Raw genomic sequence first — 23024 nt, forward strand, 5'->3', positions numbered from 1 at the left:
TTAAGCCCCGGTGGTTTACGATATGCGGGGCGTAACCATCAATAATAGTCAATTACGCCCCGGTGGTTTACAATATGCGGGGCGTAACCATCAATAATAGTCAATTACGCCCCGGTGGTTTACAATATGCGGGGCGTAACCATCAATAATAGTCAATTAAGCCCCGGTGGTTTACGATATGCGGGGCGTAATCAACAATAATAGTCAATTAAGCCCCGGTGGTTTACGATACACGGGGCGTAATCATCAATAATAGTTAATTACGCCCCGGTAGCTTTCATTACGCGGGGTGTAATCGTTAAATCTTGTGTGTAACGCCCCGTACCTTGGTTTAAGGGTACAGAGAAGCTTGATCCTATCTCCTGTGCCCACGCTGAGGCGGAAGAAGGATACAGACTAGCTTGCTCCTATCTTCTGTGCCCACGCTGAGGCGTAAGAAGGGTACAGAGAAGCTTGATCCTATCTCCTGTGCCCACGTTGAGGCGGAAGAAGGGCACAGAGAAGCTTGATCCTATCTCCTGTGCCCACACTGAGGCAAAAGAATGGGCACAGGCGGAACTTGTCCGGTCTACGGCAGCCCTACGTTACGAGCCATGCATCAATCCATAAATGTGTCGCAAAGGGCGCTCCACATTTATTGGCAGTTCTCTGCAATGAGCCACGCTATTCATAAGATTGTCAGCAAAAAACGCTGCCAATCTTATTTCATATCGCGGCGTTCGCCGCATCACGGCATAAGTAAAGACAGCGATTTGTGCGCAAGCGCCCATCGCTGTCCTCACTATGCCTATGCGCGGCTCATTGCTCGCGTAAACTCTCAATTTACATCTTTAATGGAACGTGAAGGAATCTCCGTTCTCCACGATACAGATCATGGTCTTGCCGGTATTGAGTACAATCTCATCGCCGTTGTCATCATAATACTTCGTCGCACCGTAATCGGAAGTCTTCTCCCAGTTGACATGAATACCACGTCCGTTTGTGAAGAACCATCCATCCCGTGTGGTGTCGTGACACTGGAACGCCAGATATCCTTCCCCCAATTCCTCGTAAAAGGTATTCTGCACCAAAATATTTTTAAAGGACAACTGCTTCCCGGTGACGGCGTCGATATGAGGGCCGTCCGAACTGCCGGACAGATGCTGGGATCTGTAATAGAGTCCATCATCCTCATTGAATTCAAAATAACATCTTGTCAGGGGATAACATCCCGACATATCAATATAGGTGGCATCTTTTGCCTTGGAGCCGTATTGATCAAGTGTATTCGGCTCTGCCTTCGTGGCAAAACGGAAATGATTCTCGTCGGTGAGACCACGGTAATTTAAGCTGTATCCCTTTTTCTCAATGACTTTTAACAGACCTGCACCGGAAGCATAAGCGTTGTGAGGCTTGCTGCGGTCACTGGTGCGGAAGAAAGCCTCGTCGTCCGTGCCGGAAGTACCGTCAATATTCTGCGTATCCGGTTCTGCCATCAGCTCGTTGATAAAAAAAGGTCCTCCGAAATGTACTAAAAAGGCATCCCACTCAAATGCCCAGTAAGCGTAATAATCACGCAGGCTGCGGATATTACCGATCTTGTCCATATCTTCCCAGCCTTCATAGATTGCCATCATGCGTGTCATACGGTTCTCCACATTGGCTTCATAGATAATGGAAGCTTCAGACAGACTGTACTGTGGAATCGCGGAAGCTTCATTGGGGATCATGACTGCGATGGGGCGGGTTGCTGCGACATCCGCATCCACCCACTCATTGGTCAGACGGCTGCGTACCATACCTTCCACAGGCGGATTGGTGTCGTCCTCCACCACGATCGTCACCGGATCCGGCATTTTTTCACCGGAGGTTGCATTGGAAGCCGGGCTGTCCTCCGGCAGGATCGGGCTCAATATATTGTTATTATTGTTCTGCTGGCCACAGGCGGTCAACAGGAGAGAAGCGGACAGGCAAAGCGCGGTGGCTCTTAACAGTGTCCTAGTTCTGCTTTTGAAAAAACACATACAAATGTCACCTCTGTCAAGTATAATGGACGAATCTTAAAATACAAAAGTGTAAAGAATCACACCGCAGAAAATTCCTAAAATGGCTCCCATCAATACCTGCAAGGGGGTATGTCCTACGAATTCTTTTAATTTATCGTGGGCGGATATTTCACTGCGCCCCATATCCTCAAATACCTTCAGCATCTCATTTAATAGCTGAGCCTGAATACCGGTCTCTCTGCGGACACCCATGGCATCGTACATTACGATGATCGCAAGGATCAGGGAGATGGCGAACTCGAAGCTTCCGGCACCGTATTCGTAGCATACCGCCGTCACCAGGGAGCACACAGTGGCGGAATGAGAACTGGGCATGCCACCGCTGCCTACGAGACGTTCCGCTACGAATTTTTTGGAGACGATGAGATGGATGATGGTCTTAAGCACCTGTGCCACCAGCCAGCCGCATGCAGCGGCCAGAAAAATACGATTACTGAAAAATTCCTGAAAAAAGTTCATTATTTACCTCGTTTCCGGTATGCCCTTATCCCACAGATGGACATACATAAGCTTAGTATAATCCAAAAAGCGGAAAAAGTACAGTGTTGACCTTGAAATGATATGCATTTGGATAGTATAATGAAACCATCCGGAGATGAATTATTCCCGGGTATATATGCAGATGATATAGCCGGACGATATACCGAATGATATACCGAATGATATACCGGATGATATAGCCGGATGATATACCGGACGATAACCGGAGACAATATATCAGATGATTTATACAGATATATATTAAGGAGACTTATAGGATGAGCCTGCTGAGCGTAATAGTACCCTGCTATAATGAAGAAGAGAGCGTTGCCCTGTTTTATCAGGAGCTGACGAAGAACGATACATTTTTCAAAGAAAAAGACATCGAACTGGAGCTGCTCTATATTGATGACGGATCGAAGGACGGCACTGTGCGAGAGGTCAAAAAGCTGATCGAGGCAGATCCGCGGGTCCATATCATCTCTTTTTCAAGGAATTTCGGAAAAGAAGCAGCTATGTTCGCCGGCCTGGAGAAGTCAAAGGGAGACTACGTGGTAATGATGGATGTGGATCTGCAGGATCCCCCCTCTCTGCTTCCGGAGATGTTCGAGTGGATCTGGAAGGGTTATGATTCTGTGGCAACGAGGCGTGTGACCCGTAAGGGCGAACCGCCGATCCGCAGCTTTTTCGCCAGAAGGTTCTATCAGCTGATGAAAAAAATCTCCAAGACGGAGATGATGGACGGCGCCAGAGATTATCGCCTGATGACCCGTCAGATGGTGGATGCCATTCTGTCCATGCGGGAGTACAACCGTTTTACCAAGGGAATCTTCGGCTGGGTAGGCTTCAACACCAAGTGGCTGGAGTATGAAAATGTGGAGCGAGCCAAGGGGGAGACCAAGTGGAATTTCTGGAAGCTGTTTATATATTCCCTGGATGGAATTACCGCGTTCTCCACGGCACCGCTTTTGATTGCTTCGTTTGTCGGCGTATTGTTCTGCGTGATCGCTTTTATGATGATCATTTTTATTATTGTGCGTAAGCTGATCTTCGGAGACCCGGTATCCGGCTGGCCTTCGCTGGTATGTATTATCCTGATGACCAGTGGGGTACAGTTCTTCTGCACCGGCATTTTGGGACAGTATCTGGCAAAAGCTTACATGGAAGTGAAACGCAGACCGATTTATCTGGTAAAAGAAGAAATTTAAGCCTTTTTGAGTGAAAAAGTGTTACAAAACAGGGGGGAAATGTAACATTTTTACTTTCTTAACTATATTTTAACGAAAAAATGTCTTTTCAAAAATCGACAGCTATGATACTATTTCTTTATCAGTCACTGCCAGGGAGCAATACTCGACAAGTAAAAAGGGGGACTTGTTTTGGATATTGTTGCAGTAAAAGATTCAGAGTTAGAGAGATATGTAACCAAAATCATGTTGGAGATAGGGGTTCCGGCTCATTTGAAGGGGTATCACTATTTACGGGATGCAATCATTTTGTCAGGAAAAGACATGGAGGTAGTAAGCAGCGTCACCAAGCTGTTATATCCTACCATCGCGAAGCATTTCCGGACCACTGACCAGAAGGTGGAACGAGCGATCAGGAATGCCATTGAAGTGTCCTGGTCGAGAGGAAATGTCGAGACATTCGAGAAGATTTTTGGCTATTCTGTAGCTACCGGAAGGACGAGACCTACGAACAGCGAGTATATCGCCCGTATCGCGGATAACATCCGACTGGATTATAAGGCTATGTAACATATTGTTTTTGTTGTAGAGATCGGGAGAGTTGATCATGTAGATGCAGTATTCTCCCCGGCAGACTGATAGGAGCCATGTACCGAAAGGGGAAGTTTCGGTATGTGGCTTTTTTATGGGTGCGTTTATGGTACGTTATGGTACGTTATGGTACGTTCTCAAACGTAATATTTGTCAAGTCCTTATAAATATGATAAGATGTACAAAAGCCTGCGTTTGAATCAGCGGGCACTGGGAGATAAAATGACTTTTCGGACATCAGATATTTTGATCGGGGGGAGCCTGGTCATCATCGGGCTGACGGAAGTCGCCCATTTGGCAGGCTGCCTGTTAGGGTGGTCTTTTTTGACTGTGACGGATCTGATGCTGGCAGGGATCGTGGTTATGGTGATCGCGGCAATCCTGATCAGCCTGATCAGACATAAAAAGGCAGTGGCAGTCACCGTTATTGCCGGTAAAACGGCACCGGAGAAGAAAAAAGTGTTAAGAACGCAGCAGATTCTGACAGGAATTTTGGCGTTTTTCATACTGTTGCAGATCCTGCGGATCCTTACGGGAGAACGGGCATGGCTGGACGGAGATATGACACTGGAGACGGTGAATACCTTCCTTAAGGAGAATGCCATCTATACCGTGGATCCCCTGACGGGAGTTCCCTATACCGTAGCAATGCCGCTGAGGCTTCGAATACTGTGCCTTCCGACCCTGTACGGGGCTGTCTGCAGATGGACGGGGATGGGCACAGCGGATGTAGTATACCGGCTGATCCCCTGTGTGACATTATTGCTTGGATATGTGGCTTACGGCAGGCTCGCAACCGTTATTTTCGGAGAAGATGGAACGAAGAGGAAGACCTTTCTGCTGATCGTGGGAATACTGTTTTGTGCAGGGGCATATATGCCCGGCGTGGACGGTTTTGATATTTTCTACGGAGGCTTTCGCGGAGTGACGATCCGGGCAATGGTATTGCTTCCGTATCTGATCGCCTGCCTGATGGAGAGAAAGTACTTCGGCGTGGTCCTGTGTGTGCTGGCGGAAGCCTGTATGGTGTGGACCCTGTACGGTGCCGGAGTTTGCCTGCTTGTGATGCTTGGCTGGATCGTGCTTCATAAGCTGCTTTCATTGTTTCCCGGCAGACGGAAAAAGGAGGCGGCAGGATGACACTACTAAAAACCGCCCTGAACGGCTGGACCGATTATACGCAACACGGAAAATTCACGGCACTATTGCTGGTGGCAATACTGTATCTCGGATATACGATCCACAGGCGGAATGCCCTTTATGCCGGAGCGGGCAGCAAGGATCGCAATAAGACAACCATGACATTATGGCTGTATTCCGGGCTGACGGCATTTGCATGCATCTGCCCGTTGACCGCACTTTTTCTGATGAAATACCAGACTGCATTTTATTCGTATGTATGGATCTGGGCAGTGGTGCCGCAGACAGCGCTGATTGCATGGGCTGCCGCGGAATTTTTATGCGGATTATGGAAAAAAAGAACTCTTACGAATCTTATGGCAACGGTGATCTTGCTGGGAATCGTGTTCTTAAGCAGCAATCCGGTATCGGAATGGACGAAAGAACAGACCGCACAGATCCCTGTCATGGATATGACGATACAACAGAATCCAGAAACGTCACCCTGGGAGACACTGTCAGACCTTACGGAATACCGGCTGACGGAGAGCGGAGACGCAAGCTTTACTCTGTGGGCACCGAAGGAGATCATGGCAGCCGCCAGGGCGTACAGCGCGGAGATCTATCCGGTGTACGGCAGGAGCATCTGGGATGCCTCCCTTGGAAGCTATTCCTATGACACCTATGCGACCGGACAGGAGGATCTGTATCTGTGGATGAGCCATCTGGAAGCCACCGGAGAGACGGAATATGTGCGTATGGATGAGAGTACCGGAGCGCGGACGATCGATTTCGCGGATTGCCTGAAATATGCGGCAGAGAAAAATGTGGATATCGTTCTGCTCCCGGGGAATCTGCGGAAGGAGACACTCTCGGAACTGCAAAACACTGCCGGGAGTAAGCTGCAGCCTCTGGACGGATACTATCTGTTGACGATGCAGAAGTGAGCGGTCGTAGCAGATGAGTGATGGAGACTAGAATTTGTAAGAATATTTTGCCTGCGGATGAAAGCACGCAGGCCATTGAAAGGCATTGGTATTTTCATGGAACAGAATATGATCAGTATTGTGGTGCCGGTGTACCGGGCTGAAAAATATATTGAAGAGACCATGGACTGTGTGCGCGCCCAGACCTATACGGACTGGGAGCTGCTGCTCATCGAAGACTGCGGTCCGGATCAGAGCAGACAGCGGATCGAGGAGTATATACAGCGCACCGGGGATGACAGGATCAGACTGCTGACCCACCCGACGAACCTGGGGGCGGCGAGGGCGCGGAACCTGGGAGTCGATGAGGCAAGGGGAAGATATCTTGCCTATCTGGATGCGGATGACCTGTGGGCGCCGGATAAGCTTAAGAAGGAGCTTGCTTTTCTGAAAGAGAGACAGGCTGCCTTCGTGTTCACCGGGTACGAGTTCGCGGACGAGAACGGCAAGGGAACCGGAAAAGTGGTTCGCGTTCCTGCCACCATTACGTATAAAGAAGCATTGAAAAATACCACGATCTTTACCAGCACCGTGATGTTTGACATGGAACAGCTGTCAAAAGAGCAGCTGCAGATGCCGCAGATCAAAAGCGAAGATACCGCTCTGTGGTGGAGAATACTGCGGCAGGGTTATGTAGCTTGTGGTTTGGATGAAAATTTGGTAAAATATCGGAGAGCGGGGAAATCCCTGTCATCCAATAAACTGGAAGCTCTGCGCAGAATATGGAATCTGTACCGTAAGGCAGAGGGAATGTCTGTGATAAACAGCGCGTGGCATTTCTGCTTCTGGGCGGTGCGGGCAGTGCAGCGGAGAATATAGAAGGATGCCGGGGCAAGAGCCTTGGCCCGCATGAGCATCAAAGTATGGAAACAGATTTGGAGGAGTTTGTCTTGGATACAAACAATTATTACGTAAATAGATTGCGGAGAAGGGAATCCTTCAAGCGATTGATCAATATAGGATTGTCAGCGATCTGCCTGCTTTTGGAGATCGCATTATTTGCTTATATGTGGCAGTTCCATTTCCAGTTCCAGCTGGTAGATCCCTTACAGCAGATCTGGTACAGAGGTTTCCTGTTGGAGAACGGTATTTACAGTGTGATACTGATCTTTTTCTCCGTGACTTACGGCGGTATGCGGCTGGGATATCTGAAAAATACAGAGATCATCTTCTCCCAGGTATTTGCCACTCTGATGGCGGATATGCTGATCTATGCGGAATTGTGTATGATGGCGCGAAGCGTTTTCCCGCCGGATATGTTCCTGTTGATGGTAGTCCTGCAGATCATAGCTGTCATTATCTATGCCAATATTGCAAATAAGATTTACCGGACGGCATTCCCTCCCAGAGAGCTGCTGCTGATCCACGGGGACCGTCCCATTGAGGATATCTGTAAAAAGTTCGAGAGCCGCAAGGATAAGTACAAGATCACAAAATGCGAGCATATCAAAAAGGGTTCGCAGGAACTGTGCCGTGAGATTTTAAAGGATTACCAAAACGGTGAGATCACCGCGGTGGTCATTTGGGACATCAATGAGAAGGACCGTAACACAATCCTGAAGTTCTGCTACGCACATTCCATCAGAGTCTATGTGATGCCTAAAATATCGGATGTTATTTTAGTGGGATCCGAGGAATTACATGTATTTGATACGCCAATCCTGCTGACCAGGGAATACTCCTTAAGCATGGAGCAGCGGTTCATCAAGAGATCCATCGATGTGGTCTGTTCCCTGATCCTTCTGGTGGTGACATCTCCGTTCATGCTGCTGACAGCCCTGGCGATCAAGCTGTACGACGGAGGTCCCGTATTGTACAAGCAGGTACGCTGCACCATCGGCCAGAGGGAATTCTATATCATGAAGTTCCGCAGTATGCGTACCGATGCGGAAAAAGACGGCGTGGCGCGCCTGGCACAGAAAAATGACAATCGTATCACACCGGTAGGTAAGGTGATCCGCAAGTGCAGACTGGACGAGCTGCCCCAGCTGATCAATATCCTGCGGGGAGATATGTCCTTCATCGGTCCGAGACCGGAGCGGCCGGAGATCATTGCCCAGTATACCGAGGTCATGCCGGAATTCGCATTCCGTATGAAGGTGAAGGCAGGACTGGCGGGCTTCGCCCAGGTATATGGAAAATATAACACATCTCCTTACGATAAATTAAAACTGGATTTAACATATATCGAGAACTATTCGGTATGGCTGGATCTGAAGCTGATGCTTCTGACCCTGAAGATACTATTCTGGCCGGACAGCACGGAGGGTGTGGAGAGCGAACAGGTAACAGCCTTCAAGGCAGAGTATGATGGCCGTGCGGAAAAAGATGACAACTGAGAAGGAAAAAGGAGGCACCATGGAAGCAAGCTATGGGAAGGAACCCTTTGATCTGCGGCTGGAGGTCTTGTGCTTATGCCGTAATCTGTGGAAAATACTGGCGGTGACAGTACTGGGAACGGTACTGTTCGGCGGCGGTTATTATGTCAAAAACGTGTTGCTGCAGCCTGATCCCGGGTATGCGGCTTCTTCCACTTATAAGGTAGAATATTTTGAGAACCCTAATGCGGCAGGAGCCTACTATATCAACGAGGCTACCTGGAACAGCCTGATCCATACCGGAGAGTTTTTGGATGGTGTGGAGACTCATTTACAGGAGGCGGCTGATCGGGGAGAGACGAAGGCAGCAGAGGTCCTGGCGATGGGAAGAGAGAGCATCTCCAATGCACTTTCCGCCACACTTCCTTCCGATTTCAGTATTCCGGTGACGAAAGCTACCTTGCAGGAGCCTGCGGAGAGCGTGGCACTGGCAGCAGCGGTGGAAGAGACCATGTGCAATGAATTTGCAGAGACCATAGCAGAGATACGGCTGATCAAAGTACTGGATCATGGTAACCTGGCAGAGGCGGTAGTACCGGATGTGCGGACGCTCCGCGCCGTAATACTGGCGGCGATACTTTCCCTTTTTTTCGCGGTGGTGATTTTCCTGTTGTGGGAACTGTCCTGCGACAGCATCTGGCTGCCGGCGACACTGCGCAGACGTTACGGACTGAAGGATCTCGGCACGGTGCACAGTGCGGGATTTGCTGAAAATGTGAAATATCTGTTGCAGAAGGCCACGGAGCGTAAGAATATTGGGAATAAAGACACTGGGTACAAGAGCACCGGAAAGGTGGAACTTACTGCCATGGTGTGCGGAATATTGCCGGGAGAGGATCCTGCGGAAGTAATTTCACAACTGCGTACGGCAGTGACTGCGGAGGATGTAAAGACTAGCGAAGAATGGCAATTCACCGCGGTACCGAGTCCCTTGCTGTGCCCGGAGAGCGCGGAGACACTGCGCGGGGCGGATGCGGTGATCCTGGCGGTACCTGCAGGCCCCCATGTGGGAAAACAGCTCGAAGCAGTCCTGGAATATCTGGCAGCACAGGATTGCACCATAGACGGAGCACTTCTGTGGAATGCGGATGAAGAACTGATCCGCAGATATTATTTTCTTCCGGGAGGAACACAGGAATGAAGGTAGAAATTCTGGCATCTGTGATGAATACTACACTCCCGGAGACAGTGGAGCATATGAACCTGCAGTCGGACGCGGTGATCATCAACCAGTGCGACCGGCTGACCTATGAAGAGATGAAGATCGCAGGGCATGGGGGAAGCGCGGAAGCAGATCCGCGGGAAGAATATCTGATACGGTATTACAGCTTCCCGGAGCGGGGTATCGGCAGAAGCCGTAATGAGGCGATCCTGCGGGCAGAGGGTGATATCTGCCTTTTTTCGGATGCGGATATCGTATATGAGGATGGCTACGAAACAGCGATCCTGGCGGAATTTGAGAGGAATCCCGAAGCGGATATGATCATTTTCAACATTACCGTGGAGGAAGAACGCAGAACATATCACATTACAGAGCGGAAACGGGTACGCTGGTATAATTGCGGACGCTACGGGGCGGTAAGCTTTGCCATCCGAAGAGACAGATTACTGGAATCCGGGATCACGTTTTCCCTCCTGTTCGGCGGCGGTGCGAAATACAGCAACGGCGAGGACAGCCTTTTTTTGACAGAATTCATAAAAAAAGGATATCGCGTCTATACCGCGCCGGTGACTATCGGCAGGGAAGAGGCGGGAGAATCCAGCTGGTTTCGGGGCTATAATGAGAAGTTTTTCCACGACAGAGGCGTGCTGTATCATTACCTGTACGGCAGACTGGAGTGGATCCTGGCACTGCGTTTCCTATATGCACATAAGAGCACACTATGCGTCGATGTGCCCCTGAAGCAGGCAAAACGCTGGATGCGGGAAGGCATCCGCGAGGCGAAACGCAGATAGACCGATCGGATCGGGAGCGACACCGATGAAAATATCCTGGGAAAATATCCGGACAGGAAGAAAGGAGCCCCACATGGAGAAAAGTGCACTGGTATATATCGTACTGACGGCGGTAACGCTAGTATTTGGTTGTTTCGTGAGTAACAGTGCCTACACGGCGGGATATCTGTCCGGCAGACGCCTGCCCGGTGCCTGTGTGGGCTATGACAGGCAGCAGGCGAGGAACCTGGTGGTGGAGATCGCCATCTTCGGGCTGCTGTCCGGGGTATCCGCCTGTCGTATCGCAGTAGGCGGTGATTACTGGGTCTACTGGCTGAATTTCCAGCTGATCGATCAGGGGAGACATGTCTCTTATGAAAAGGGCTTCGTAGCTCTGGTGAAATTTTTCCATCTGATCTTCGGGGAAGGCTCGTATCTTCCGATTTTTGGCTTTTTCGCGTTGATCACGGTGTTTTTCTTCCTGAAATCCCTGCATGATCAGGCAGACTGGTATGTCATGTCGTTATTTTTGCTGCTGACGGAAGGGTTCTATTTTAACAGTATGAATTCCGTGCGCTACTATTTTGCACTGGCGCTGGCGATGTATGCACAGAAATACGTACTGCGGGGCGAATACGGCAAATTTATCCTGTGGGTGCTGCTTGGCGCTACGATCCATAAATCGGTGCTGTTAGTCATTCCGGCATACATCATTGCGGATCTGCTGTCGCGGGCAAACTTAAAAAAATGGCATTACGGCGTGGGTGTGCTGCTGATCTTATCCCTGATTTTCGGGCAGGACATCTATCGCAGAATTATATTTTATTTCTATCCGTATTATGAGAATTCCATGTTCGACAACGGACAGATCTCCTGGGCGAATATCGGGAAATGCGTCGGCACCCTGGTGCTGTGCCTGTTCTGCTATCGGAAGTGCATCCGCGAGGACCGCAGATACCGGTATTACTTTTATCTGAATCTGATGGGGCTGGTGGTGTATTGCTGCGGATCCTTTATTCCGGAAGTGTCCAGAGTGGGTTATTATCTGATCGCAGCGCAGGTATTCCTGATTCCGGGAGCCTTACAGCGGATCGAAAAAAAGTGGTTCCGCCTGCTGTGCACGGCGGGCTGTGTGGCAGCATTTTTACTGTATTTTGTCCTGCTGCTACGGGGAATGCATGATGTGGAGGTGCGGCTGTTGCCGTATCTGAACTGGATTTTTAATTAAAAAGGTAACTGTTTTTTGAAATTTGATTCGCAATTCCTCCGACGAAAGGAAGCGTCTGCGGAATGGAGATTAGTATGAAGGTATTGTGGCTGTGTAATATCATGCTGCCGGCGGTGGCAGAGCATTTTCATAGAGAGAGCTCCAACAAGGAGGGCTGGCTGTCGGGGCTGTTAACGGCGGTGTTAAGCCATGGCGACAGTAACGGCATCGAACTGGCAGTAGCGTTCCCGGTGGCTGAGAGACTGTCTTACAGTGCGGAAGCTGCTGGTAGCGACACAGTAGACGCTGCAGACAGGAAGAATGTCCGGGAGCATCATGATGGAACAGAGGCTTGCGGACATCGGAGCAGATCACGGGGCATATGCATTCCATGTGGGGAGACGTATTTCACTGCCTATGACTTTGTCGAAGATACGACCCGCCCGGATCTGTATGATCCTGCACTGGAACAGGAGCTGCGGGAGATCTGTGAGGATTTCGCACCGGATGTGGTGCATTGCTTCGGAACGGAATATCCACACACCTTGGCTATGTGCAGAGCATTCCTGAGAAAAGACCGGATACTGGTCGGAATACAGGGATTGTGCGCAGTGTATGCGAAGTGCTATTTCGCGGATCTGCCGGAAGCGGTTGTGAATTCCGTGACCTTCCGGGATCTGGTGAAAAAGGATACCTTGAAGCTCCAGCAGGAGAAATTCGCCCGCCGCGGTGAGATGGAGATCGAAGCCATCCGCCTCGCCGGAAATGTCACCGGCAGAACGGCATGGGACAGACATTACACGGGAGAATGGCATCCCGGGGTGACCTATTATCCCATGAACGAGACGCTCCGGAGCAATTTCTACACCGGACAGTGGAGCAGAGAACAGTGCATTCCACATTCCATATTCTTAAGTCAGGGTGATTATCCGATTAAGGGCCTGCACTATATGCTCTTAGCCATGCCGCGGATCCTTAAGCAATTCCCGGATACGGAGGTCTATGTGGCAGGCAACAGCCTGACGGCTTACGGTACGCTGAAGGAGAAGCTTAAGATCTCCGCTTATGGACGATACCTCAGAAAGCTGTTAAAAGAGGGACATCTGGAGGAAAGGATCCATTTCCTCGGCAGACTGTCCGCCCAGCAGATGAAGGAACAGTACTTAAAGAGCCATCTCTTCGTATGCCCGTCCAGTATTGAGAATTCGCCGAACTCCCTGGGGGAAGCGATGCTTTTAGGCATGCCCTGCGTCAGTGCCGAGGTGGGTGGAATCGCCAGTATTTTTACCGGTGGAGAGGATGGGATCCTCTATCCGGGATTTGTAATTAAAAATAACGACTGTGATTATAATAACGAGGCACTGGAAAATATCTCCAAATCCCTTGCAGACGCATGTATTCAGATGTGGAGTGATCCTGTAAAAGAACAGGACTATTGCATAAATGCAAGAAAACATGCAGAGAAAAATCACGATCCGGAGCAAAATTATAAAAAAATGGTGGAAATCTATGCAAAAATTTGTAATGGTGTCTAATTATCTGAATCATCACCAGATTCCCTTCTGCAATGCAATGGAGGAACTGCTTCGGGGAAGCTTTGCATTTCTGCAGACAGAACCGGTGGAAGAGGAGAGACTCCGCATGGGTTGGAAGGAAGCGGACTACCCGTATCTGGTTCATTACTATACAGAACCGGAAAAGGGCAGAAAGCTCATAGAACAGGCGGATGTGGTATTGTTCGGCGGTACCGATGATGAAAGCTTCATTCAGGACAGACTGCATCAGGGAAAGCCTGTGATCCGTTACAGCGAACGACTGTATAAGGAAGCTCAGTGGAAAGCCATATCCCCCAGAGGTCTGGTTCAAAAATACAAAGATCACACATGTTATCGAAACAAAGAAGTCTATCTGTTGTGCGCCGGAGCCTATGTGCCGTCGGATTTCCATATCGTACGGGCATATCCGGAGAAAATGCTGAAATGGGGATATTTTCCTGAGAAAAAGGTCTATGATGTGGACCAGCTGATGGCGGAGAAGGAGCCTGTCACGATCCTGTGGGCAGCCAGGATGATCGACTGGAAGCACCCGGAACTGCCGCTTCGTATGGCGAAGAGCCTGAAGGAGCAGGGAATCCCGTTCCACCTGGAGATGATCGGCGGAGGAGAACTGGAGCCGGAGGTACGTAGATTGCGTGCAGAATACGGACTGGAAGCAGAAGTAGATCTCCCGGGATTTAAAGAACCTGCCGAAGTGCGGAAAGCTATGGAGCGGGCAGAGATCTATCTGGTCACCAGCGACCGCAAGGAAGGCTGGGGAGCTGTCGTCAATGAAGCCATGAACAGCGGCTGTGCGGTGGTGGCGGATGCCATGATCGGGGCGGTGCCTTACCTCATCCATCCGGAGGAGAACGGCTATGCCTACGAGACCGGGAGAGAGGATCAGCTGCTTGCAAGTGTCAGAAGTCTCCTGCAGGACCGCGAGTTGTGCCATTGCATTGGCAGAAATGCCTATGCCACGATAGCGGAAGAATGGAATGCAGAGGTTGCAGCGAAGCGCCTTGCGGAATTCTGTGTCGGAAAAGGCTTCCTGAAAGCAGCCGATACGACAGTCGTTACGACATTAGAAAGTGCGGTTTCGGATGAGACGGCCGCATATGAACTGCCGACTAGCGGACCCTGTTCGGTGGCAGCGGTGATTTCAGAACGGAAAATGTACCGGGAGATGCTGCTGGGGAAGATCTGATCAATCGGATATGACAAGAACTCTTGTGGTTACTTCGATGTATAAAAATATGCCAAATGTTATTATGAATGATAGATATTCTAGGTACATTAACAGACATTCTAGGTACATTGATAGATATTCTACGTACATGAAGTATATATGGGATCTGCCCGATAGGAATGGATTCATAAAGGAAGATATATGGAAACAACAATAAGTATTATCGTGCCAGTATACAATATTATAGAATACCTGCCCCGTTGCGTGGAAAGCCTGCGGAAGCAGACGTATGACAAGATCGAGATCCTATTGGTGGACGACGGATCCACGGACGGCACCGCTGCGCTGTGCGATGCGCTGGCGGCGGAGGATGTCAGGATCCGGGTCTTCCATAAACAGAACGGCGGATCCTCTTCGGCCAGGAACCTGGGAATTCAGGAAGCAACGGGTGAATACCTCGGCTTCGTAGACAGCGATGACTATGTGGAGCCGGATATGTATGAGAGACTGCTTCAAGCCATAGAGACGACACATCTGCCCATTGCCCAGACCGGCAGGGACGAGATCGACCCGGAGGGGAAGAAACTTCCGAATATCTGCGAACCGGTAACGGAGAGACAGGAGATTCCGGCGAAAGAGTTCCTGCGGGAGCTGTTAATGCACAGAGGAGACTGCTCCTTCTGCACCAAGCTGGTGCGCAGAGAGCTGTTCGATGAGGAAACATTTCCGGTGGGTGTGCTGAATGAGGACTTCCATCTACTCGTGAAAATGCTGTGCCGGCAGGCAAAAGCAGCCGACGGAAGTGGCCCGGAGACCGGGGCGGTGGTGTGCATCCCCGGACAGTCCTACCACGTATTTTACCGCCCGGACAGCAATACCAGAAAGCAGACCGGATTTTCCAGAGTCTACGCAGATAATGTGGACAATGCGGATATGGTGCAGAAGCTGGTGGCGGATACCTGGCCGGAGGATGAGAAACTCGCAAAGATCGCATTTCGTTTTAGTATCTTCCAGAGACTGGATTACCTGCTGCATATCCCCCCAGAGCAGATGACGAAGGATAACGTATTTTACCGGAATGTGGTAAAATACATGCGGAAAACCTGGCGCAGAGCCATGAAAAATCCTTATCTTACTAAGAAAAATAAGTGTTATCATACCATATTTACCATAGCACCCAGGGGAATCCGGGTGCTGCACAAGAAAGTGAAGCATATAGAGTAAATGAAGAGAAAGTTGGCGATTCTGGGAGCGATACTCCTGGTGGCATTCATATTTACCTACGAGGGCAATACCTATCAGGCGCACGCACTGGATGAAGAGGATCTTGCGTGGATCGCGGAAGCGGGACAGGCACTTAGACAGATCGTGGAAGACAGAGAGGTCATGGCGTTAGTCTACCTGTGTGACGAATACGAGCTTTGCAGCGATGCGTCGGAAGACAGTGCGGCAGTAGTGACGGTACCCAGCGGACAGATGGTAGAGATCCTGGATGTGACGGTGGACGAAGACGGACAGGTCTGGGAAAAAGTGTCCACAGACATGAGCGGTACCGATTACATAGGATATGTCCGCAGAGATTACCTGGCGTGCTCCGATGAACGATTTCTGGAATGGGAAGAATACTACGGGATGAATCCCGGCGGCGCAGCTATGCTTGCCGCAGACGGACAGGGGAATTATGCGGATATCGAACAGTTCCCGGCCGGATATCAGGCAGCACTTAAGGAACTTAAGAAAAAATATCCCAACTGGATATTCGTCAGATACAACACGGAACTGGACTGGAACACTGCAGTGACGAATGAAATGCAGGGCGGCAGGAGTCTGGTCAGTGCAAGCTCCCCGGACTGGGCGAAGGGAGAGTACTATGGTGCCGGATGGTACAATGCATCCAGGGAAGTGCTGGAAGCGTATATGGATCCCCGCAATGCCCTGCGGGAAGGTGCGATTTTCCAGTTCGAGCAGTTAACCTACAATGAGACTTATCATACGGAAGAGGCTGTTAAAGCATTCCTGGAAAATACCTTTATGAACAGCAGTGCTGATGCCCCCGGTACGAATATGAAGTTTTATCATATTTTTTATATGATCGGTCAAGAGGAGAATCGTAAGGTAAGTCCGTTCCATCTGGCAGCCAGAGTATTACAGGAGCAGGGAAAAGGAACTTCACCCATTATCTCCGGTACCGTGGAGGGATATGAAGGTTATTACAACTATTTTAATGTGGGAGCCAACGGCAAGACTACGGAAGATATTATCCATAATGGTCTGGAATATGCAAAAAATCATGAATGGAAAGGGGCTTACTTCTCCATTTTAGGTGGGGCGAATCTGCTGACGAATAGCTATATCCGGAATGGACAGGATACTCTGTACCTGCAGAAATTTAATGTCAATAAAAACAGTCCCTATGGGTTGTACCAGCATCAGTATATGCAGAATATTTCCGCCCCGACTTCGGAGGCGGCTAACGTGTTCAAACTATATAGTTCAGCGAATGCTCTGAACAATTCTTTCGTGTTCAAAATTCCGGTCTATCAAAATATGACCGGAGAGCCGGATCCGACACCGACGCCAACCGCGACACCGACCCCGACCGTGACCCCGGAACCTACCGTAACCCCGACTCCGGTGCCATCCACGAAGATCACCCTGGAGATCCCGGAAGGATACGATGACAAGGTTGTGTACATAGACGGCATAGAATACGCAGTACAGTCGAAGGACGGCGCCGTGACACTGGAACTGCCGGATGATACGGCGGGAAGCGCGACCGTTATGCGCTATAATGCCAAGGGAGTTCCCGTGGGAATGTACGTATGGACCCTGGAATACAACGATTATGCCTATGAAGTGACTGCACAGCCGAAGCTTACGGATCTGCTGACTTATCATGGATTCTCTATCCGTATCACCGACAAATCAGGAATCCGCTTTAAGACCGGCATCAGTGCGGATCTGCGCAAAAAACTGTTACAGACAGATGGCGTGGACGGCTACCGGCTGAAGGAATACGGGACCCTGATCATGACCGATGCCAACCGTAAGACTTATCCTATGGTGGTAGGAGGTCAGAAGGTGCTGCAGGGTATGGCTTACGGAACCGATGCTTCCGGAACATTTAAGGACAGCATCTACGAGACCGTGGATAACAGATACCGCTATACCTCTGTACTGGTGGGAATGCCAGCCAGCCAGTACAAAGTGGACTATGCATTCCGGGGTTATCTGACCCTGACCAAGGGCGGACGGGATATTACGATCTACGGACCGACCGTGGCAAAAAATATTTATTACCTGGCGGAACAGCTGTTACAGATGAAAATATATGAAGAAGGATCAGACGCAGACCTGTATCTGCGTAAACTGATCCAGGATGCGGACAAGCAATAGGATAGGCAATAGGATAAGTAATAAAGGATAAGTAATAAAGGATAAGTAGGGTAACTAATTTTATGAAGCAATGGCAGAACAGACAGAAGAAAATAGCGTTCCTGGCAGCGGGAATACTGTCCGGGGCGGCAATAGTGTTTACCGGCTGCGGCGATGGCAACACACAGGAGGAACATGTGGTGGGAACCCTGGAAGCACAGCCGATCCTGTCCTCACTGGAAGTGGAGATCGTCAATATGGAGACCAAGTACCGCAAGGGCGAGCTGACCAGAGAGGAATATCTGACACTGGCAAAAGATTACGGCGAAATCGGCCGCGTGCGGGAAGAGAGAGATCTGTTGGAGCAGTCGTACCGTCTCTACGACGATACAGAAGCGTTTGAATTGCTGCAGACCCTTACGGTAAATCTGGTGGAAGAAGAGCCGCAGATCCGGCAGACAGCTGAGACTCTGACAGAGAATCTGACGCAGGATGATACTGTGGGAGAGGCAATACAAGCCCTGACCGGTGAAGAATGGTTCGATACACTGATGCCGAAGCTGCGAGAAGGACAGAGAAGCTATTACCTGGACGGTGACGGAGAACTATATTTTCAGGTGGGATACGGAGCAGATGGCGCGAAAGTAACAAAGGTGTGGTATACTGCCGGCGGGAGAAGTATTTTCCTGCAAAATACAGAAAATACCCTGAAGATCGTGATCTGCACGGGAGACGCGATAGTGTCTTACTACCTGGATGCCGGAACCGGCAGCATTACCAGGGAACAGGGTACGATGAAAAATGATGTCCTGACAGGAGAATATACCTGTGATATTTCTTCCGGTGAGAACGGTGTAGACCTTTCTTCTCTGTGGAACAGCCGTGGGGAACTGGAATATACCACCTATCAGGGAAAATTCGATGATGAGGGGAAAACCTTGCTGGAACAGCCCGGTGAGGCGGAACTTAAGAAGCTGTTAGAAGGCAGCGGATACCAAAAGGCAGTGCTGTATGCCTACGATGCGTCTACCGGCAGATGCCTGTGGCAGAGGCTGGATAGTGATGCAGCGGTGGAGAGCTATTCCTTCGGGGGTGATATGCTGGGATTACAGAGCGTGCCTGAGTATAGCGCGTATGAGGCGCAGCCTATGGCAGAACAGAATGCGGAAGAGACATCCGGCGCATCCGGCGAGGTAGCAGACAACATCGCCAGAGTGAGAGTGTTCGACGGCGAGATCCAGTGGTTCGATGGAAAATACTGGGTAAGTGCCGGTAAAGCGGCAGACCTCATACAGGAGGATCCTTTCCTGGCATACGAGGAGAGAGAAAATGCTTCCGGAACGCAGGTGGCATCAGCGCAGTCTGCGGAAGGGGCACAGCCGGGAGAATCTGGAGAAAACGGCAGCTCCGCAGGAGAGATCAAGGCGGCTGCTGGAAATAAGAATACCGGTACAGTGACCCTTGCATCGAATAAACCGGCGGCAGATAATAAAAATAAGACCGGCACGACATCGACGACGAAGCCTTCGGCAACGTCCAAGCCGTCTGAAACGAACAAACCGTCATCGACGACAAATACAGCGGGAAGCAGTTCAGGAAGCGGCAGCAGCTCGGGAGGAAGCACGAACTCGGGTGGCAATAGCAGTTCCGGTGGTAGTAGCAGTTCCGGAGGCGGTAGTAGTTCCGGAGGAAGCACGAACTCGGGAGGCAATAGTAGTTCCGGAGGCGGCAGTGGTTCCGATAGTGGAAGCAGTTCTGGAGGCAGCAGTGGATCGGACAGCGGAAGCAGCTCGGGCGGCAGCGGCTCCGACAGCGGAAGCAGTTCCGGAGGCAGCAGCTCAGACAGTGGAAGCAGCTCGGGAGGCGGTAGTGGTTCCGATAGCGGCGGAAGCTCCGGTGGTGACGTAGATGTCGACTGGTCTCCGGATATTATGTAAGGCAAAGGGTAGAGCCCTATACCAAAGAAAAGGTGGAATAATAAAAGTGAAATTGACCAAACTGACAGAGAAAAAGAAACTTATGCTGATCAGCGCTGCATGTGTAATCGCACTGGCTGTGATCCTGTGGCCATTGTTGATAATTGCAAAATATGATTATCCATCGGCAGATGACTGGTCATTTGGAATATACATGTATCGTGCAATGCAGGTGGGAGAGGGAATTCCCGGGGTGTTTCATGCAATATGGCAGACAATATCTCAGAATGTATGGGAAGCCAGATTTTCTATTTTGATTTTGTCAGCACTTCAGCCAGCAGCATTCGGAGAACAGTTTTATCGGATAACACCATATTTGATGATTGGTTCAGTGATATTATCACAACTATTGCTTGTAAAAGAATGTATTGCCGGTCAAAATAAGGAAAATAAATGGCTTGTGGTGCCAATTTGTGTTCCCTTAACAATTCTGCAGATACTTTATTGCCCATATCCGACGGAAAGCTTTTATTGGTACAATGGATCTGTAAATTACACTTTTGTATATAGCTTGTCACTGATACTTTTAGCACTATATTTAAGAATAGCGCTAAAAGAGATGAACAAGAAAAAAAGGATTGCAGCTACAATTTTTGCGTGCATGTTAGCTGTGCTGGTAGGAGGGAATAATTTTTCCACCAGCGTATCTATGATGTGTACATTGATCTGCCTGCAGATTGTATTCTTGATATATCATAAGGATGCATTTCGAAGAACCTGGATCGTAACTTTACTGGAGACGATCAGCGTATTTATGTGCGTGACATCACCGCTTACAACTACTCGGATTAACGCGAATTTTGGAGGAACTACAGCCAATACTCCGTTGATGGCAATATGGTTGTCCTTTGAAAGAACTTTTCTGAATATTATCAGTTGGACAGATATTAAGATGCTTCTGCTACTGGTACTGGTATTTCCGTTTATATGGAAAGCGGTCAGAAAAATGAACTATTCTTTCCGGATGCCGATAGTATTTACCGCGTTATCCTTTGGTGTATATTCTTCACAGGCAACAGCTACCCTATATGTTGATAACAACATGGGCGGCGGCAGACAGGGCGCAATTCTGTGGTATTTCTATGTGCTGTGGATCGTGGCAAATGAGATCTACTGGTGCGGATGGGCCGCTGGGAGAATCCTGAAACCGGAAAAGAGCGAGAAGGTGGATGGACTGGCACAGAAGTACCTGCTTAGGTATTGTGGCGTTGTAGGAGTGCTCTTGGCGGCAGCAGTATTCTTCGGAAATGTACAGCAGACCAGCAGCTATCGCGCTTACCGCATGTGGAAGAACGGCTGGGCACAGGCGTATGGTGAAGGCTGGGAAGAGAGATTCAAGGTGCTCAAGGATGATTCCGTGAAGGATGTAGTGTTTACACCGTTATATCCGGTGGAACTGATCATGTATGCGGATCTGCAGCCAGAAGATGGATATACGTGGGTAAATGATGCATGTGGGGGGTATTATGGGAAAGATTCTATAACGGTGGAAATGAAATAGCGTATATTTCTCAATATTTCATTTTGACAATAAATGTTTCTGTTGATTTATTAAATTATTTCGTTTAGAAGACTGATGCTTTGGTATGCTCCGGATCATTGGATTCTGCAGTTTCCTACCAAAGAACATTGGCGAAATCCTTCCAAATTGGAATATATTGAGAAGGGTCTTATGGTATTTGTCCGCAAGTATGCAGATTATAATATCTCCTCAATCGCTTTCCCAAAATTGGGTTGTGGTAATGGAGAACTGGCATGGAATGATGTGAAACCTTTAATGGAAAAATATTTGAAAGATCTGCCCATTGATGTATATATCTATTTGGGAAAGGGAGGTGGGGCTCAGCCGGAGCATAAGGCACCCTCAAAAATGATGAATTTCATGAAAGAAAATGCAATCGATCTTTCGTTTACCGGTTTGAAAGACAATATCTGTTATCAGACAGCAATTGCCCCATTTTCTTTCGAAGCATACGAAAATATTTGGAACGCACAGTGGTTCCCGAATAAGAACCTGATTTTGGAATCGAAAGAAAAGCCTTTTGTTATTTCGGAAGAAGATGTACATCAATTATGGGATGATATTTGCAATAAACACATTGTCCCGGAAAGCCATGATACTGTAGACAATATATTTTTCTCATTGTTGACTGCCTTGGGGTATTTACAAAGTATCACTATCCATAAAGAAGATGATCCGGTCGCTCAAAATGGGTTTCAACTGGATGCCGGTAGGGGACGCGCTTTTCTGATAAAGGGGGATTTGCATGACCCATTCCGGTGCGGAATCAACTGTGCGATTCTACTTCAGAGCACTTACTCCAACACAATATCACAATGAAGGCTTCAAACATCCGTTGTTGCGTTATTGCCATGACCTGAATGCTAACGTTCCGGTTCCGGTATTTTTTCTATTTGATTTGAACAGCCTTTTACAATTACCTGATACTCAATTTTCGGAACAATCATTGGCCGGTGGAGGCGGCAACCTATTAAGCGGGGAAGATGATTTTGCCGCTCTGAATTTCATACAAATATACAAAACCGGCTACATGGAGGATGTAGAGCAGGAGAAAAATACAGACATGCGGAAATCGTCTATCCCGGAGCATTTGATATTAGCGAATCGCTTAAATACATCATTTGCAGGAATCAAGTTGAACGTAGCACTCTATTGAATGTGCTTATTATACGGATAAAGCTGTCATTGTCTGTTCCAAAACAGCCAGTAAAATACAGTACACCTCACGATATAAAGAAGACCCGGAAACAGCATTGATTGTACATGCGTATGCAGAATTTGACTGGTATCGTTCTACAACTTTGCTTGAGAGAAGAAGCTGTAATTTCCAGGTAGACTATGAGTATTCTGAAAACATTACTTTTACGAATCTTGCAAAGCCGCAAGGAGCAACGGCCTTATATATGCAGGTGTACTTTGAAGGAAAGCTCATGTGCTACATGAGCTCAGACTGTAGACAAAGCTCCTTCCTGTGAGGGAGCTTTTCTTGTGTCATGACT

19 protein-coding genes are annotated in these 23024 nt (G+C 49.0%); 17 read left to right on the forward strand and 2 right to left on the reverse strand.

Annotated features, from left to right (window positions below; genetic code table 11):
- Positions 1 to 830: 830 nt before the first annotated feature.
- On the reverse strand, positions 831 to 2003 hold the full coding sequence (locus tag ACTRDR_RS12990; protein ID WP_440527964.1) for a DUF3048 domain-containing protein: 1173 nt from the start codon (positions 2001 to 2003) through the stop codon (positions 831 to 833).
- Positions 2004 to 2039: 36 nt separating this feature from the next.
- Complete coding sequence (locus tag ACTRDR_RS12995) at positions 2040 to 2504, reverse strand: divergent PAP2 family protein (protein WP_440527966.1); 465 nt, start codon at positions 2502 to 2504, stop codon at positions 2040 to 2042.
- A gap of 299 nt (positions 2505 to 2803) precedes the next feature.
- Between ACTRDR_RS12995 and ACTRDR_RS13000 the strand changes: the two genes are divergently transcribed.
- The 17 genes from ACTRDR_RS13000 to ACTRDR_RS13080 all read left to right on the forward strand — a co-directional run bounded on the left by ACTRDR_RS13000 (position 2804) and on the right by ACTRDR_RS13080 (position 22681).
- Positions 2804 to 3733, forward strand: coding sequence for a glycosyltransferase family 2 protein (locus ACTRDR_RS13000; RefSeq protein WP_440527968.1), 930 nt, complete (start codon positions 2804 to 2806; stop codon positions 3731 to 3733).
- Positions 3734 to 3904: 171 nt separating this feature from the next.
- A complete protein-coding gene (locus tag ACTRDR_RS13005) occupies positions 3905 to 4282 on the forward strand; it encodes a sporulation initiation factor Spo0A C-terminal domain-containing protein (protein ID WP_440527970.1) in 378 nt (125 codons plus the stop codon).
- 243 nt (positions 4283 to 4525) lie between these two features.
- A complete protein-coding gene (locus tag ACTRDR_RS13010) occupies positions 4526 to 5443 on the forward strand; it encodes a DUF6077 domain-containing protein (protein ID WP_440527972.1) in 918 nt (305 codons plus the stop codon).
- Positions 5440 to 6369, forward strand: coding sequence for a hypothetical protein (locus ACTRDR_RS13015; protein WP_440527973.1), 930 nt, complete (start codon positions 5440 to 5442; stop codon positions 6367 to 6369). The genes ACTRDR_RS13010 and ACTRDR_RS13015 overlap by 4 nt, the downstream gene beginning before the upstream one ends.
- A 96-nt stretch (positions 6370 to 6465) precedes the next feature.
- The gene (locus ACTRDR_RS13020; protein WP_440527975.1) at positions 6466 to 7227 is read left to right on the forward strand and encodes a glycosyltransferase family 2 protein; all 762 of its coding nucleotides are present in this window, start codon (positions 6466 to 6468) and stop codon (positions 7225 to 7227) included.
- Between the two features lie 71 nt (positions 7228 to 7298).
- The gene (locus ACTRDR_RS13025; RefSeq protein ID WP_440527976.1) at positions 7299 to 8747 is read left to right on the forward strand and encodes an exopolysaccharide biosynthesis polyprenyl glycosylphosphotransferase; all 1449 of its coding nucleotides are present in this window, start codon (positions 7299 to 7301) and stop codon (positions 8745 to 8747) included.
- Positions 8748 to 8766: 19 nt separating this feature from the next.
- Positions 8767 to 9927, forward strand: a complete 1161-nt coding sequence (locus ACTRDR_RS13030) for a hypothetical protein (RefSeq protein WP_440527978.1) — start codon at positions 8767 to 8769, stop codon at positions 9925 to 9927.
- A complete protein-coding gene (locus ACTRDR_RS13035; protein WP_440527980.1) occupies positions 9924 to 10742 on the forward strand; it encodes a glycosyltransferase family 2 protein in 819 nt (272 codons plus the stop codon). The genes ACTRDR_RS13030 and ACTRDR_RS13035 overlap by 4 nt, the downstream gene beginning before the upstream one ends.
- A gap of 25 nt (positions 10743 to 10767) precedes the next feature.
- Entirely contained in the window at positions 10768 to 11949 is a 1182-nt protein-coding gene (locus tag ACTRDR_RS13040; RefSeq protein WP_440527984.1) for an EpsG family protein, read from the forward strand.
- Between the two features lie 62 nt (positions 11950 to 12011).
- On the forward strand, positions 12012 to 13463 hold the full coding sequence (locus ACTRDR_RS13045) for a glycosyltransferase family 4 protein (protein ID WP_440527986.1): 1452 nt from the start codon (positions 12012 to 12014) through the stop codon (positions 13461 to 13463).
- Entirely contained in the window at positions 13438 to 14670 is a 1233-nt protein-coding gene (locus ACTRDR_RS13050) for a glycosyltransferase family 4 protein (RefSeq protein WP_440527988.1), read from the forward strand. Before ACTRDR_RS13045 ends, ACTRDR_RS13050 begins: the two co-directional genes overlap by 26 nt.
- Positions 14671 to 14853: 183 nt before the next feature.
- On the forward strand, positions 14854 to 15876 hold the full coding sequence (locus tag ACTRDR_RS13055) for a glycosyltransferase family 2 protein (protein WP_440527989.1): 1023 nt from the start codon (positions 14854 to 14856) through the stop codon (positions 15874 to 15876).
- On the forward strand, positions 15877 to 18048 hold the full coding sequence (locus tag ACTRDR_RS13060; protein ID WP_440527990.1) for an N-acetylglucosaminidase: 2172 nt from the start codon (positions 15877 to 15879) through the stop codon (positions 18046 to 18048).
- A gap of 62 nt (positions 18049 to 18110) precedes the next feature.
- A complete protein-coding gene (locus tag ACTRDR_RS13065) occupies positions 18111 to 19964 on the forward strand; it encodes a hypothetical protein (RefSeq protein WP_440527991.1) in 1854 nt (617 codons plus the stop codon).
- A gap of 82 nt (positions 19965 to 20046) precedes the next feature.
- Positions 20047 to 21504, forward strand: a complete 1458-nt coding sequence (locus ACTRDR_RS13070; protein WP_440527996.1) for a DUF6056 family protein — start codon at positions 20047 to 20049, stop codon at positions 21502 to 21504.
- A gap of 75 nt (positions 21505 to 21579) precedes the next feature.
- Positions 21580 to 22344, forward strand: a complete 765-nt coding sequence (locus tag ACTRDR_RS13075; RefSeq protein ID WP_440527993.1) for a macro domain-containing protein — start codon at positions 21580 to 21582, stop codon at positions 22342 to 22344.
- The gene (locus tag ACTRDR_RS13080) at positions 22271 to 22681 is read left to right on the forward strand and encodes a DarT ssDNA thymidine ADP-ribosyltransferase family protein (RefSeq protein WP_440527995.1); all 411 of its coding nucleotides are present in this window, start codon (positions 22271 to 22273) and stop codon (positions 22679 to 22681) included. Before ACTRDR_RS13075 ends, ACTRDR_RS13080 begins: the two co-directional genes overlap by 74 nt.
- The last annotated feature ends 343 nt before the right edge of the window (positions 22682 to 23024 follow it).

Origin of the sequence: Simiaoa sp. (genome assembly GCF_051972595.1) — a bacterium.
Taxonomy (GTDB): Bacteria; Bacillota; Clostridia; order Lachnospirales; family Lachnospiraceae; genus Acetatifactor; species Acetatifactor hominis.